Source organism: Pseudalkalibacillus salsuginis (assembly GCF_021646685.1).
Classification (GTDB): Bacteria; Bacillota; Bacilli; order Bacillales; family Fictibacillaceae; genus Pseudalkalibacillus; species Pseudalkalibacillus salsuginis.
Genome location: NZ_JAKJHW010000015.1, coordinates 21,480 through 36,193, shown reverse-complemented (window position 1 = coordinate 36,193; position 14,714 = coordinate 21,480). Strand labels below are relative to the sequence as shown.

General features: G+C 42.5%; 15 protein-coding genes and 1 rRNA gene. 3 read left to right on the top strand and 13 right to left on the bottom strand.

The window, feature by feature from the left end; all coding sequences use genetic code 11:
* A 16S ribosomal RNA gene (locus L1611_RS20170) occupies positions 1-95 on the bottom strand; the annotation flags it as partial.
* 479 nt (positions 96-574) lie between these two features.
* Positions 575-1,444 (bottom strand): nucleotidyltransferase-like protein, encoded by an 870-nt coding sequence (locus tag L1611_RS20165; protein WP_236315478.1) that lies wholly within the window; start codon positions 1,442-1,444, stop codon positions 575-577.
* Between the two features lie 156 nt (positions 1,445-1,600).
* On the opposite strand from L1611_RS20165, the gene L1611_RS20160 reads away from it, so the two are divergent.
* On the top strand, positions 1,601-1,960 hold the full coding sequence (locus L1611_RS20160; protein WP_236315476.1) for a YgzB family protein: 360 nt from the start codon (positions 1,601-1,603) through the stop codon (positions 1,958-1,960).
* A 274-nt stretch (positions 1,961-2,234) separates the two neighbouring features.
* Here L1611_RS20160 and perR read toward each other — a convergent pair whose 3' ends face one another.
* The 9 genes from perR to L1611_RS20115 all read right to left on the bottom strand — a co-directional run bounded on the left by perR (position 2,235) and on the right by L1611_RS20115 (position 9,542).
* Positions 2,235-2,672 carry a peroxide-responsive transcriptional repressor PerR gene (gene perR / locus L1611_RS20155; RefSeq protein WP_407681757.1) on the bottom strand — a complete coding sequence of 146 codons (438 nt, stop codon included), beginning with the start codon at positions 2,670-2,672 and terminating at the stop codon, positions 2,235-2,237.
* A 106-nt stretch (positions 2,673-2,778) separates the two neighbouring features.
* Positions 2,779-3,330: a cob(I)yrinic acid a,c-diamide adenosyltransferase gene (locus L1611_RS20150; RefSeq protein WP_236315475.1), complete on the bottom strand. Its 552-nt coding sequence runs from the start codon at positions 3,328-3,330 to the stop codon at positions 2,779-2,781.
* A 3-nt stretch (positions 3,331-3,333) separates the two neighbouring features.
* Positions 3,334-4,284: a D-2-hydroxyacid dehydrogenase gene (locus L1611_RS20145; RefSeq protein ID WP_236315473.1), complete on the bottom strand. Its 951-nt coding sequence runs from the start codon at positions 4,282-4,284 to the stop codon at positions 3,334-3,336.
* A 166-nt stretch (positions 4,285-4,450) separates the two neighbouring features.
* On the bottom strand, positions 4,451-4,918 hold the full coding sequence (bcp, locus tag L1611_RS20140; protein WP_236315471.1) for a thioredoxin-dependent thiol peroxidase: 468 nt from the start codon (positions 4,916-4,918) through the stop codon (positions 4,451-4,453).
* 162 nt (positions 4,919-5,080) lie between these two features.
* On the bottom strand, positions 5,081-5,515 hold the full coding sequence (locus L1611_RS20135; RefSeq protein ID WP_236315469.1) for a potassium channel family protein: 435 nt from the start codon (positions 5,513-5,515) through the stop codon (positions 5,081-5,083).
* 65 nt (positions 5,516-5,580) lie between these two features.
* Positions 5,581-6,864, bottom strand: coding sequence for a hemolysin family protein (locus tag L1611_RS20130; protein WP_236315467.1), 1,284 nt, complete (start codon positions 6,862-6,864; stop codon positions 5,581-5,583).
* A gap of 89 nt (positions 6,865-6,953) precedes the next feature.
* Positions 6,954-7,739, bottom strand: a complete 786-nt coding sequence (locus tag L1611_RS20125; protein WP_236315466.1) for an ABC transporter permease — start codon at positions 7,737-7,739, stop codon at positions 6,954-6,956.
* A 5-nt stretch (positions 7,740-7,744) separates the two neighbouring features.
* Positions 7,745-8,536 carry an ABC transporter permease gene (locus L1611_RS20120; protein WP_236315464.1) on the bottom strand — a complete coding sequence of 264 codons (792 nt, stop codon included), beginning with the start codon at positions 8,534-8,536 and terminating at the stop codon, positions 7,745-7,747.
* Positions 8,529-9,542 carry an ABC transporter ATP-binding protein gene (locus L1611_RS20115; RefSeq protein WP_236315462.1) on the bottom strand — a complete coding sequence of 338 codons (1,014 nt, stop codon included), beginning with the start codon at positions 9,540-9,542 and terminating at the stop codon, positions 8,529-8,531. The genes L1611_RS20120 and L1611_RS20115 overlap by 8 nt, the downstream gene beginning before the upstream one ends.
* A gap of 240 nt (positions 9,543-9,782) precedes the next feature.
* Here L1611_RS20115 and L1611_RS20110 point away from each other — a divergent pair, with 240 nt between their 5' ends.
* Together L1611_RS20110 and L1611_RS20105 are read left to right on the top strand one after the other, a co-directional pair.
* Positions 9,783-11,072, top strand: a complete 1,290-nt coding sequence (locus tag L1611_RS20110; RefSeq protein WP_236315460.1) for a glutamate-1-semialdehyde 2,1-aminomutase — start codon at positions 9,783-9,785, stop codon at positions 11,070-11,072.
* A 270-nt stretch (positions 11,073-11,342) separates the two neighbouring features.
* Complete coding sequence (locus L1611_RS20105; RefSeq protein ID WP_236315458.1) at positions 11,343-12,431, top strand: FUSC family protein; 1,089 nt, start codon at positions 11,343-11,345, stop codon at positions 12,429-12,431.
* Between the two features lie 180 nt (positions 12,432-12,611).
* On the opposite strand, the gene L1611_RS20100 is transcribed toward L1611_RS20105, so the two are convergent.
* Positions 12,612-13,523, bottom strand: a complete 912-nt coding sequence (locus L1611_RS20100) for an ABC transporter permease (protein WP_236315456.1) — start codon at positions 13,521-13,523, stop codon at positions 12,612-12,614.
* Between the two features lie 158 nt (positions 13,524-13,681).
* Positions 13,682-14,686, bottom strand: coding sequence for an ABC transporter permease (locus L1611_RS20095; RefSeq protein WP_236315454.1), 1,005 nt, complete (start codon positions 14,684-14,686; stop codon positions 13,682-13,684).
* Positions 14,687-14,714: the final 28 nt, after the last annotated feature.

Genomic DNA, 14,714 nt, shown 5'->3' with positions numbered 1-14,714 from the left:
CTCTGAGGAGCAAGCTCCTCGTTGGTCCGCTCGACTTGCATGTATTAGGCACGCCGCCAGCGTTCGTCCTGAGCCAGGATCAAACTCTCCAAAAAATTGATTGGCGTTGAATTTCTTTGTCAGCATCGTCGGTCCACACCCTCATGTACAACCAGGTACAATCCGGTGTTCGCCTTCCTTGCTTCCTCAAACTTCTTGCCACTGAATTTTTTTGAGCATTGTTTGATTGCTCATTAAATGTAAATCGAAATTGATTTTGGGTTCTTTTTAAAAAGACCCGTTTCACGCTTGGCTTTTGTTCAGTTTTCAAAGAGCTGTATTGCCCATGGATGGGCAGCTTCGATATCGTCACAGACGTGACGTTTTCCATCGAAGATCTTTATCAAAAAGGACAAAAATAGATGTCTTTTATTGATGTTTTTTGTTGTCGAAGTCTTTAACAGCGACTTTTATAGAATATCATCTATAATCCCGTCTGTCAATAACTTTTTTTAAAACGAAATCCCGCCGCTTCCGCAGCGACGAGATATAATATACCATGTTCATTTAGAAAGTGTCAATAACTTTTTTGCTGTTAATTCCTAAACTGATACGTCCTATGAAAGATCCCTATTCCCTTCGTATCCTGTCGAATGACTTTGATATATTCCTTCTCGATCAGATGCTCCAACATGGCTCCTAGATCAATTTTATAATCTTCCATTTCAGGATGTACCATCAATTCATAAAACGACCAGGTTTCCTGACGCGTATTCATGATGTCTTTAAGATGACGTGATCCAAGTTCAGTTTTAGCGGACAATGAGAATTCATTCGCTAAAATCAGCAATTCTATTCGTTTATTGATCGGTTCATCGCTGGACGTAAGTTCTTCATATAACTTGTAAATCTCAGGTTCAATTTGTTTCACTTGATTCCACACAGTAACTTCCGGGTAGAAACCATGTTCGATGACGGAAAGACGCGCAAGATGATGGAGCGCATGGATGATATTGTTATATGCATCAAGGAAATGACCTGCATGGTACAATTCTTTTCCATCAGAGAACCTGCGGACCAGTTTTGCAAACTCTATACCGATTTTCTTCTTGCGTTCTGCGATCGGGAAATCATTTATACGTGTCTTTAACGAGTCCACAAATTCATTACGATCAAAAAGAACCTTGCCGTTCACTACCCAATCTACGACCCGCCGATGCGATCCAAGCATCAGCCATTGGTTCAATTGATGGAGTGTAACAACATGGAGAGCTGCTTTTTTATCTTTAAATTCGTAATGCTTTACTTGCCAGGGCGTATCAGCCTTTTCAACAATGATAAATAAAATCACATCAAAGTGATCAGTGGATGGACTGAACTTTTTATTTTTTTCAATTAACAAAACCCCAAGTGTTTCCTCATGACTTGCTCTTTCCTGATAGAGTGGCCGTAAAATATCTTCCATTGTACAATCATCTCCTGTGCGAATGTCCGTGGTTCGTTCCATTTTAAACTATTCAATATTATTTCAGTTTTTCCTCTATGTAAATGAAATGTTAAAAGATTGTTCATGATTTCAATTTCCATATTTGCTATACTGTGTGAAGGAGGAATGTATATTATGGAATTGAAATATACAAGCAAGATCAATAAAATCAGAACGTTTGCCCTGAGTCTAGTGTTCATAGGCATTATCATAATGTACCTCGGACTTTATTTTAAAGCAAGTTTTACAGTGATGACGATCTTCATGCTGATCGGTTTTTTGGCAACATTATCGAGCGCTGCGGTATATATTTGGATCGGAATGCTTTCGACCAAGGCTGTCCAGGTAGAATGTCCAAACTGCCAAAAGGTGACAAAAGTACTTGGCAGGGTGGATGCATGTATGTTCTGTAAGCAGCCGCTTACAATGGATCCGTCTTTGGATGGGGTCGAATTCGATGATAAATACAATAGAAGAAACCAAAAAGAGCAGTAAAAAAAGTGACCTTCATTTCGAGGTCACTTTTTCTGGTTGACCACGAAGGTCACTGGAAGTCCGACGAGGATGCTCGAACCAAACAAAGTTCGGTTCTGCGTGGGTATCACTTCGACCTAAATCAATGTGTCGACCGCCACAGGAGGACTGAAGTGATCAAGAGTGGTTGGACGGTGGAGCTAGACATCACTTCACCGCAACCAAAATTTTTATACTTTCTTATCCTTCAAAAAAGGGATGACATCGGCTTCAAAAGAAGCTTCAGTCATCCTCTTTAATGGAGCTTTTGGCATTCAGGACATGTTCCGTACACTTCCATACGGTGATTTACTACCTTAAAACCTGTTACATGCTTAGCAACATCTTCAACTTCGTCGAGGCCGGGATAGGAAAAGTCGACGATTTTGCCGCAGTCTTCACAAATGATATGGTAGTGATCGGTTGTCACACAGTCAAAACGACTGGATGAGTCCCCATAAGTCAGTTCCTTGACAAGTCCTGCACCTTTAAAGACGCGCAGGTTATTGTATACAGTCGCAACACTCATATTAGGAAATTTGTCCTCTAATGCTTTATAAATCTCATCAGCTGTAGGATGAGACATAGTTTGGATTAAATATTCTAAAATCGCATGACGTTGTGGCGTAATGCGAACTCCCGCATCCTTCAACGTATCAACCGCTGTTTGTAATCGGCTTTCTTCCTGTGTCATCGTCATGCACCTCTCTTCCGAAAGACATTCTTACTTTATAATATTTATAATTAGTGTACACGGGATTTGTGACAGTTGTCAATTGTAACCCTTATTTTATGCTACTTTACTCCTCATCATGTAAGATCGGTTCCGCTACATTCATTTTCTGATTCAAGTATCTCGCAGCCACGAATAAGAAATCGGAAAGACGATTCAGATAGGAGAGTACCAAAGGATTTACATTTTCAATCGCGACAGCTTGCCGTTCTGCCCTTCTTACAACGGTACGAGCAACATGAAACACAGAAGCAGCGGCCGATCCTCCAGGAAGGACAAATTGCTTCAACGGTTTCAATTCCTTATCCCAACGATCAATTGCTTGTTCAAGATAGGTTATGTCGCTTTCTTCCAATGTCCAGCCCACTTTTTTACCTGCCGGGGTCGCCAGCTCAGCTCCGACGTGAAAAAGGACAGTCTGGACTTTACGGACGTTTTTTTCGAATTCGACTTTCCATTCCCTTTGCGGCTCTTGTAAATGGCTCAACCCTAGTCCTATCATCGAATTTGCCTCGTCACATGTACCATAGGCTTCTACACGAGGATCGTTTTTTCCGACACGTTCTCCGTACACGAGCGAAGTTGTCCCTTTATCTCCAGACTTCGTATAGATCTTCATACATCAATACCCCCTGGTCAGATCGATTTTGTTCAAATAATCCCCTTCACCTGTCCGGTAAACCTTTAAATTCTCTTCAAATTGATCAATAGCCCGGCGCTGGTAAAGTGGTGTGATGCCTGAGAGGTGGGGAGTGATCGTTACGTTCTCCATTCCCCATAATACACTGTCCTCAGGAAGCGGCTCTTTTTCCATTACATCTAAAACAGCATGCGCAATCTGATTTTCTTGTAATGCCTCAATCAAACCTTTTTGATCGACGGTAGTACCTCTCCCGATGTTGATGAAAACGGCATGTTCCTGCATTTTTTCAAAGTGTCCCTTCTTTAAAATCGCACTTGTTTCTTCGGTTTTCGGTAAAACGGACACAACAAAATCAGCCTTTTGCAAAAGATCATCGAGCCGATCGAAGGTAACCATTTCGTCAAAATGTTCCACAGGGCGTCCGCTGCGGTTCAGCCCTTTCGTATGCATATTGAAGGCTTTTGCCAAACGTGCAATTTCAGACCCGATCGCACCCGCCCCAAGGACTCCGATCACCTTGCCATATAACTCACTTACTTGTAATTTACGATCCCACACTTTATTCTTCTGGTTTTCTTTGATTTTCGGGAATTCCCGGATCACTTGCAGCATCATGCCGATTGTATATTCAGCCATCGGTATTTTATGGATGCCTCTTGCGTTTGTAACCAATATATCTTGTGCTCTTATGGCTTCAAACGGCATTTTCTCAAGACCGGCAGACATCACATGGATCCATTTCAATCGGTGGGCCTTGTTAATGATTTCCGCGGTTAAATCTTCACCATATGTAAGCAGGATCTCTGCATCCTCTATATATTCCTTCGCTTCTTTTATGTTTTGACAGAACTGGAACCGTATATCTGGATACTTTTCTTTTACATCATCCTGGATCGAGTACCGGACTTTACCTGAAGATAGAATGAACATCTTGCTTACCTCCCTTGGTTTCCTCCTTTTATTAAACAACAATTAAATCAGAATCGTCCAATCATAAACGAAATCTTCTGAAGATTCAATTCCTGAAAGACAACAAATAGGACCGATCCAAAGGTGTCTCTGACACTTTTCTTTTGGATCAGCCCCATTAGGACAGTTAAAGATTTTCTTTTATATACTTGAGTGCTTCTGTCACATGATCCTTTACACGTACTTTACGCCACTCTTTTACAAGCTCACCGTCTTTATTGATGATGAACGTTGAACGGACGATCCCCATGTACTCTTTGCCGAAGTTCTTCTTGAGCTGCCATACATCATAGAGCTCTGCTGCTTGATGATCTTCATCTGCAAGAAGCAGGAATGGAAGATCATGTTTATCGATGAATTTTTTATGGCGGTCTACCGGATCTGGACTCACCCCAAGAATCACTGTATTCTGATCACTGAATTCACTGTAATGATCTCTGAAATCACATGCTTCTGTCGTACATCCTGGCGTCATGTCTTTTGGGTAGAAATACAATACAACATTTTTTCCTCTGAAATCTGAAAGGCTGATTTTTTCACCATTATTCGACTCTAAAGTAAAATCCGGCGCTTTTTCTCCTGTTTTAACAGACATGAACGAATACCTCCTAAATTAAAAAATCACTGTTCAAAAAGATGGCGAATCAGAAACATCACCGGTTAAAAACGTCACGTCCAGTGCAATCCGCCAGCATGCATTACTTACTTTTTGAACTTTCACTATTTTAAGAGTACCCAAACAGGCCAATTCGTACAACTAATCAGCATTCCACTCATTATCAATGACGGTCGAAAGCACAAAGGCTGCCGGTAACAAGTATCCGACCAAAGCTTCTATGATCGAGATCCATCTCCCGATCCCGATTGGTGTAATATCACCATAACCGACAGAGAGGAGTGTGACCGCACTAAAATAAGATACCGCCTCAGTCAATTCGGCATAAGTTCCATGGACAGGCGCCCCATCTTCCATCAAGACTGGTACACCTACCATCAACAGGCTGAAATAGATGGTCCCGAACCCAAGGATGATAATCGAATAGACGATGAATAGAGCGATCAGATCATCAAAAGAAATGAATTTCCGTGATTTTTTATACGGTTGGCGAGGATGTCTGAAGAAAATGATCAGGCTCTTTTGTACGATTAAGAAGACGGAAACGAAAACACAGACTACTATAAGAAGATCCATCTTATCCACCTCTTCACATTCCTATGCCGGAAATGGTAAAGATAGGACAAGATGGACCGAAACAACTATTGACTGGTTGCATCGATTCGTTTTATTTGTTGATCATCTGCTTCGATAATTTTAAAGGTGACATGTTCGTAGGTATATTCCTCATCGATAGATACTTCAGCGTTCTGGGTCAAGAGCCAGCCCCCGATTGTATCGAGTTCCGAGTCGTCAATATCGATATTAAAAACCTCGTTGACGTCGGAAATCAAAGCTTTACCATCTAAGATAGCATGGTTACGGTCGATTTTTTCAATCTGTGGTTTTTCTTCAGTATCAAATTCATCGCGGATTTCACCGACTATCTCCTCAATGATATCCTCTACTGTCACAAGCCCTGCAGTTCCGCCATATTCATCGACTAGGACCATCATATGGACCCGCTCTTTTTGCATTTGAACGAGCAGTTTTTTGATTGGGGTCGTTTCGATCACTTTAAGGACTGGGCGAATGAACTCGCTTAAAGGGCGTTCTTCTTTCAACAACAGTGAATTGAAAACTTCTTTAATATTGACAAGCCCGATGATATGATCTTTATCACCATCTGCGACAGGGTAGCGGGTGAATTTCTCATTGCTCATGATTGCTATGTTTTCTTCTATTGACTGATCGGTGAACATGCAGACCATTTCCGTCCGGGGAACCATGATCTCTTTTGCTGTCCGATCATCGAATTCAAAGATTTTATTGACATAATGGAGTTCTGACTTGTTGATTTCCCCGCTCTTATAGCTTTCTGATAAGATGATGCGTAACTCCTCTTCAGAGTGTGCGACCTCATGCTCATTCACTTGCCTGAATCCAAGCAATTTGATGAAAATCCTTGCAGATCCATTCAACATCCATATAAACGGATACATAATTTTATAAAATAAGATCAAAGGCTTAGAAAGCATCAGTGTGAGTTCTTCTGCTTTCTGGATCGCAATCGTTTTCGGTGCCAGTTCCCCTAATACAACATGGAAAAAAGTGATGGCAGAAAAAGCGATGACGAAGGAAAGCGTACTTGCAACCGCTTCTGAGATCGCAAACTCTTCAAACAGTGGATGAAGGATCAGTTCGACTGTCGGTTCACCAAGCCAACCAAGACCGAGGGCAGTGATGGTGATCCCAAGTTGGCAAGCTGAAAGGTAGCCGTCCAGATTATCAAGTACTTTTCGGGCTGCAACCGCTTTTTTATTGCCCTCATCGACAAGTTTATCAATTTTAGTTGAACGTACTTTTACGATTGCAAATTCTGCCGCTACAAAAAAAGCTGTCAGCGCAATCAGAATCGCAACCGAAAGGAGTTTGCTGATGATCATGGTTCGCCTTCCAATAGTGGAAGGCTTCACCTCCGTTACGTACTTATCGTTAATAGCATTCCTCTAAGTACATAAAACATAACACACCTTTAACTTCCCGCTCCCCGGTATTTTGTAACCCCGATGTTCCATAAGAATATAGAAAGAGAGAAAAAGAAGATCCCCATGACAGGTGTCAGGTATGCATAGCCGTACCATTCCGTTTTGTCTAGAAAAAATGCCGCTGGATAAACGCCTACAAAAGCAAAAGGTAAAATCCATGTAAGGACGTAACGGATGATTTGATTATAAATATCAACCGGATACCGGCCGAAGTTTCCGATATTGTACATCATCGGCATGATATCCGTCCGGCTGTCTGACCAGAAACTGATCGTGGCAAGACTGATGAAGATTCCAGCGTAGACTAATGCACCTCCAAGGACAAATAAAATGAATAGCAACGGATCATACCAGCTGATCGTCAATCCCAGGTTGCTTCCTGCATAAAACATGACAGCGAGGCCAGTGACAACACCGAACATGGACTCCAATTCCATGCGTTCAAGAATCACCTGGAAAAGACTATGGATCGGCCGGGTCAGTATCCGATCGAGTTCACCTTTGACGATATAACGTTCATTGAAGTCCCAGATATTGAAAAAAGTTGAAAAAAGCGCAAACGGAACCAGGAAAAAACCATAGATGAAAATGATTTCGTCCTTGCTCCAGCCGCTCAGCAAGTTGGTATGGCCGAAGACGACAAGGATGAAAATCAGGTTGACCGCCTGGAACAATAGATCAGACATGATTTCTACAACCATGTCAGAGCGATAGGTTAGCCTCGTTTTTATATATTGACCGACATATTGGACAAAAATCGATAAATGATTCATGTGGACTACCCTCCCTGTATGACCATTTGTTTTTTGGCAAGTACCCATAAGACCTGAATCGGTACAAGGAGCAGCAAGCACCATAACCCCTGCATCATCAAGGCATTCCATACCTGTTGCCCGACAAAACCTTCTGAAAATATCATGCTCGGTACATAGGAGATATACATGAACGGGAACCACTCCATACCTGATTGGGCCCAACCAGGATAGAAGCTGATCGGCAGAATCAATCCGGAAAACAGGTCGATGACCACCCGCTTCGCTCTCATCAGCCCGTCATTGTTAAAGATGAAGAATGTAAATATTCCCGTCATCAAGTTTATTTGCGTATTGATGACGAAACTGAACAAGATCGAAATACCGAAAAATCCCCACGTCGCAGGGTTTGCAGAAAATTGAAGCGGAAAGACGAGACTGACTAAGAACATCCCCGGTACTGAAAAAAAGAACAGGCGGAAGATTCCTTCCCCGAGTGCAGCCATCGTCTTCATATTGAGATAATGATAAGGCCTGATCAATTCGACTGCGACTTTTCCTTCTTTGATTTCAAGCGCGATTTCACGATCGATATTGTTGAAATAAAAAGCTCGGGCCATCCAGGCAACCGCTATGTAGGTGGTCATCTGAATGACGGATAACCCCTGGATGTCTTCTTTCGCTCCATAAATGGCACTCCACAGGAAGTAATAGGCAGCGATGTTGATACTGTAAATGATGATGCCGCTGTAGTAATTGGTCCTGTAAGCTAGCATCATTAAAAACCTGATCCGTATCATTTCAATATACTTACCCATGGATGATACCCTCTTCGTAAATATTGCGTATGATTTCTTCAGTTGAAGTCTCTAAAATTTTCAGGTCTAGTATTTGATGATTTGCGACGACTTCGCCAATGACTTGTGAAATGATGTCTTCATCATTCGTGACATTCGCTGTCCATGTGTTTTCATTTTCCCCCGGTTCCCAGACGACTAACTGCTGACCGGTGGAGCGGATCAGTTCATCCCTTGTTTTTGGTGTTTTGAAATGGAACTGTATCTGCTTCCCTTCTCCCCAGCTTGTTTTCAACTGACTGAGAGACCCATCATAGATGATTTTACCTTCGTCCAACATGACCACCCGTTCACAGAGCGCTTCGATATCAGAAAGGTCGTGGGTCGTAAGCATGACAGTCGTGTTGTATTGTTTATTGAGCTCTTTCAAGAACTCACGGATCTTTAATTTGACAAGCACATCAAGACCAATTGTCGGTTCATCAAGGAATAGCAATGGCGGATTATGAATAAGCGCAGCTGCCAATTCACAACGCATCCGTTGTCCAAGAGAAAGTTTCCGTACCGGCTTGTCTAGGAGAGGCGCAATATCCAATGCCTCGATCACCATCGCCATATGGCTGTTGTAATCTTCATCAGATACGTTGTACACCTTTTTAAGCAGCCGGAAGGATTCCTGTACAGCGATATCCCACCAAAGCTGTGAACGCTGACCGAAAACGACACCAATGGTTTTGACGAACTTCTCCCGTTCCTTATGCGGATTCATTCCGTTGATCAGAACGTCCCCTGAGGTTGGGGTGAGAATGCCAGTAAGCATCTTGATTGTCGTCGACTTGCCTGCCCCATTCTCCCCGATATAACCGATCATCTCCCCCGGTTTCACATCAAGAGAAATCGAATCGACCGCTCGATGTATTTTATAATTTCTCGTCAAAAGGTCACGGAACGCCCCTTTCAGACCAGATCTGCTTGAATATGATTTGAATTCTTTCGTCAGATCTTCAACATGTATCATCGAATTCATAAATGTTCCCCCCAATCTTGCCCCACTAACAGTTTATACAACCCAAACAACAAAACACAACTGCATTGATTCATGATATAGTAGGCAGTGCCAGGCACCGAAGCAAACCCCTTGGTACCGTTGAGGTTCAAAACGGTGCCTGGCACCATTTGAAAAGCTATACATACCAAGGGTTTACAAAAAGTGCCTGGCACTGATAAATAATAAAATCAATCATAAAATATTTTTAGGAGGGTTCTTATGAATAGGGAGATTTCTGAGCGGTTGTATGCTGATGCTCTTGAGCATATTGTCGGCGGTGTCAATAGTCCTTCCCGGTCATATAAGGCAGTCGGCGGTGGTGCCCCTGTCTTCATGGAGAAAGCGAAAGGTGCTTACTTCTGGGATGTGGACGGCAACAAATACATCGATTATCTGGCAGCATACGGTCCGATCATCACCGGCCACGCTCACCCGCACATAACCAAGGCGATCACAAACGCAGCGGAGAACGGAGTCCTGTATGGAACCCCGACCAGGCTTGAGAATCAATTCGCAAAAATGCTGAAAGAAGCGATTCCTTCTTTAGAGAAAGTCCGATTTGTCAATTCGGGAACAGAGGCAGTCATGACCACGATCCGAGTCGCTAGAGCATACACTGGCCGTGATAAAATCATCAAATTCGCAGGTTGTTACCATGGTCACTCTGACCTTGTCCTTGTTGCTGCTGGATCCGGCCCATCAACACTCGGCACCCCAGACTCTGCGGGTGTCCCGAAAAGTATCGCTCAGGAAGTCATCACTGTCCCATTCAATGATATCGAAGCCTTTAAAGAAGCAATCGACAAATGGGGCCATGAGGTTGCGGGTATACTCGTTGAGCCGATTGTGGGGAACTTCGGCATTGTGGAACCAAAGCCAGGATTTTTAGAAGCTTTGAACGAGATCGCCCATAAGGCAGGCTCTCTAGTCATCTACGATGAAGTTATCACAGCTTTCCGTTTTATATATGGCGGCGCCCAAAACCTTCTAAATGTTGAACCCGATATGACTGCTCTTGGTAAGATCATCGGTGGCGGTCTTCCGATTGGAGCTTACGGTGGCAAAAAAGACATCATGGAAAAGGTCGCCCCTCTTGGTCCAGCTTATCAAGCTGGTACGATGGCTGGAAACCCTGCATCCATTTCAGCAGGAATTGCATGCCTTGAAGTCCTTCAGCAGGAAGGGGTCTACGAACACCTTGATTCACTTGGTGAAAAGCTTGAGGCTAGTATAAGAAATCTTGCAAAACAATATGACATTCCTTTGTCGCTCAACCGTTTGGGAGGTGCACTCACGCTTTACTTCGGCTCAGAAAATAAAGTGACGAATTATGAACAGGCTGAAAGAAGTGATGGAGAATTATTCGCGAAATTCTTCAAGCTGATGCTTGAGCAAGGGGTCAACCTCGCACCTTCTAAATATGAAGCCTGGTTCCTGACAACAGAACATACAGACGAAGATATCGATGAAACATTAAATGCTGTGGAGCGAGCTTTCCAAAAACTTTAGAATAAATCCCAAGGGACTGTCATAAAAAAATGTAGACGACCTCACTTAGAATAGAATTTTTCTAATCTCGTTAAGAACGGTGAGAGTTAGGCACTTTGAGACAGTCTCTTCACGATCTCAAAATCCAACTAAAAACCCATTTATGGATACGAATATCCTGCATATCCATAAATTAGAAAATCCACTTCTTTTCTTATTGCTTTCTAATTTGTTTGGGTGTATAGTACGTTCATCAAACATGATTTAAAGAAAGGATTTTGATTAAAAACTATGAAATTCGGTGCTCGTATTTTAAAAACAGGAGTCGCGATTTCACTAGCATTATATATAACGCATTGGTTGAATCTCGAATCAGCGGCATTTGCAGCTATTGCAGCCATGTTCGCCATCCAACCGACCATTTATCGTTCTTACCAGACGATCGTTGAACAGGTACAAGCAAATCTAATTGGTGCTACTCTTGCCATCATAGCTGTACAGACACTTGGAAGTGAACCGATCGTCATCGGCCTTATCGGAGTATTGGTCATCGCGATCAATATCAAACTAAAAACCGAAAGCACGATTCCATTGGCAATCGTTACGGTCATCATCTTGATGGTCAACCCTGGAGACGATTATCTCACTTTTGCAATCACGAGATTTTCAGTGATCATGATCGGCGTCTTCTGTGCATTCTTAGTAAATCTCATTTTTCTGCCTCCAAAATATGAAACGCGTCTGTATCATAAAAACGTCAAAAACATGGAGCAGATTTCCCAGTGGATCCGTATTGCAACCCGAAATGATGCGGAGCGCAAAATCCTGAAAGAGGACCTTGCAAAAATCAACGAAAGTATGATCAAAGCGGATAATTACTACTTGATGTATAAAGAAGAAAGAAATTATTTCAAGGGATCGGAGTATACTAAGAATCGCAGACTCGTATTATTCCGGAATATGATTTCGACAACCTATAAAGCGTTAGCTATTCTAAAAAGCCTAGATCAACATGACCATAAGATCTATCAGATGCCTGATACCATACAAGAATTAATACAAGACCAATTGGATCATTTAACGAATTACCATCAGAGAATTTTGATGAAATACATCGGGAAGGTTCGTTACCAATCCCCAGATGATGTTGTAAATCGACTCGAAAACGATGAAAAAGAACTGACAGAGTATTTCATGAACCTTTATGACCATAAACAAGTGGAACGTGAGCAATGGATGAACGTTTTCCCGCTCATCGGTTTGATCATCGATTACAACCATCATTTGATCCATCTCGATAAATTAGTCGAAAGCTTCCAGACTTACCACACTTCTGAAAATGAAGTGAAAATTTCAGATACCTATCCTCAAGATGAATAGCCAACAAAGAGCTTGGAATCGCTCCAGGCTCTTTATTTTTGCGCCGAAAACATTTTAGTGGACACAAGAGACCTTATTTTAAACAAAACACCCCTTTTTGTCACAGGTAACAGACCAGATTTCCACTAAAAAAACGCAAGTAGTTTTATATCAACTACCTGCGTTTTAAGTATAGGAATTTTAGCTTTTCATTTTTGGATCCAACGCATCACGAAGGCCATCACCCATCAGGTTGAAGCCGAGAACGGTTAGCATAATCGCGAGTCCTGGAAAAATCATCGTCCACGGCGCATTTGTGATATAAGACCGTGAATCTGCAAGCATAGTCCCCCATTCTGGTGTAGGTGCTTGTGCTCCTAATCCGAGGAAACCAAGTGCTGCTGTCTCGATGATTGCAGTAGCAATCAATAATGTACCTTGTACGATGATTGGTGCTGTGCTATTCGGCAGGATGTGATGGAACAATATCCTTGAATCCTTCATACCGACAGCTTTAGCAGCCGCAATATACTCTTCTTCCTTGATACTCAACACTTTCGAACGTACCAATCTTCCGAAGTTCGGTATGTTGATGATGGCAATCGCGATCAGGGCATTTCTTAAGGAAGGGCCTAATACAGCAACGATTGCGATCGCCAGCAAGATACTCGGAAAGGCAAGCATGATATCAAAGAATCTGGAGATGATGGTGTCGACCCATCTACCATAGTAACCAGCTATTATCCCTAACACGGACCCGACGATGATCGAACCCATGACAGCGAAAAAGCCTACTGTAAGTGATATTCGGGCACCATAGATCGTCCTACTTAGAATATCCCTGCCGAAATCATCTGTTCCAAACCAATAATCCGAAGAAGGTGCTTCGAGCTTTGCATAATTGTCTGATGAAAGCTTTTGTTCATTTGTTCCTTCAGGGGCGATAATCGGCGCAAAAACTGCCATGATCACAAAGAAACTGACAAGACCCAATCCTAAAAGCGCCATTTTGTTTTTGCGAAAGCTCTTCCAGGCATCTCTCCATGGCGAAGCAGGCTTTTCTTCTTGCTGCCTTGGCTCTATTGGATTTTCGTTACGTGCAAGTTCCGCCATAATGTTCTCTCCTTTTAAAATAATAAGCCTTCAAAAAGTCGGCGAAATGGAACCATCACCGGTTAAATACGTCACGCTTTGTGACAAGACCGGTACTCGTACTTCCAAAACGCATGAAATTCGCCGTTTATCACTCGGTGACTTTTTGACTTCAGTTATTATTGATATTTGATTCTAGGATCGATTGCCGCATATAAGAGATCCACTAGAAGATTAATCGTTACAAAAACTAATGCAATGACAAGTATTCCAGATTGGATGACTGGGTAATCACGGAATCCGATCGCATCATAGATGTATCTTCCGATTCCAGGCCAACTGAAGATTGTTTCTGTAAGGATCGCTCCCCCTAACAATAGACCCATTTGTAGACCGATGACTGTTAAAACCGGAATGAATGCATTCTTCAATGAGTGCTTATAAACAACCCAGAACATGCGAAGACCTTTTGCACGTGCTGTTCGGATATAGTCGGAGCGCATGACTTCCAACATGCTTGAACGGGTCATCCTTGCAATGATCGCCATCGGGATTGTGGCTAATGCTACTCCTGGTAAGATCAGATGTCTCAAAACCGTTTGCAATTGATCGAAACGCCCTTGAATGATCGTATCGATGATGTACAGATTCGTTATCGAATCGACTGGATTCAATATACTTTCCCTACCAGATGTCGGCAGCATTCTCCATTCAACTGCAAAAGCCCATTGTTCCATCAAGCCAAGCCAGAAGATCGGCATGGACACTCCGATAAGTGCAAGCAGCATAGCGACATAATCAAACCAAGAATTTTGGAACCATGCACTGATGATCCCTGCGTTTACTCCGATTACTACAGCGATGATCATTGCAAATAGTGACAATTCCAACGTCGCTGCAAAATAAGGCCATATCTCTTCACTGATCGGTGCATGGGTTCGGATCGAATTCCCTAAATCACCAGTAAGGAGATCTTTCATATAAATAAAATATTGTGTATACCATGGCTCATCCAAGCCTAAAGAACCTCGTAATTCAGCTACTGCTTCTTTGGAAGCTTGCTGACCAAGAATAATTTGAGCTGGGTCCCCAGGAATAGCACGGATCAGAAAGAACACGATAAGTGACATTCCGATAAGAACAGGGATCAGCATTAAGATCCGTCGTATTGTGTACGCAAACACTTTTCTATCACCTCTTCAGCATACTGGC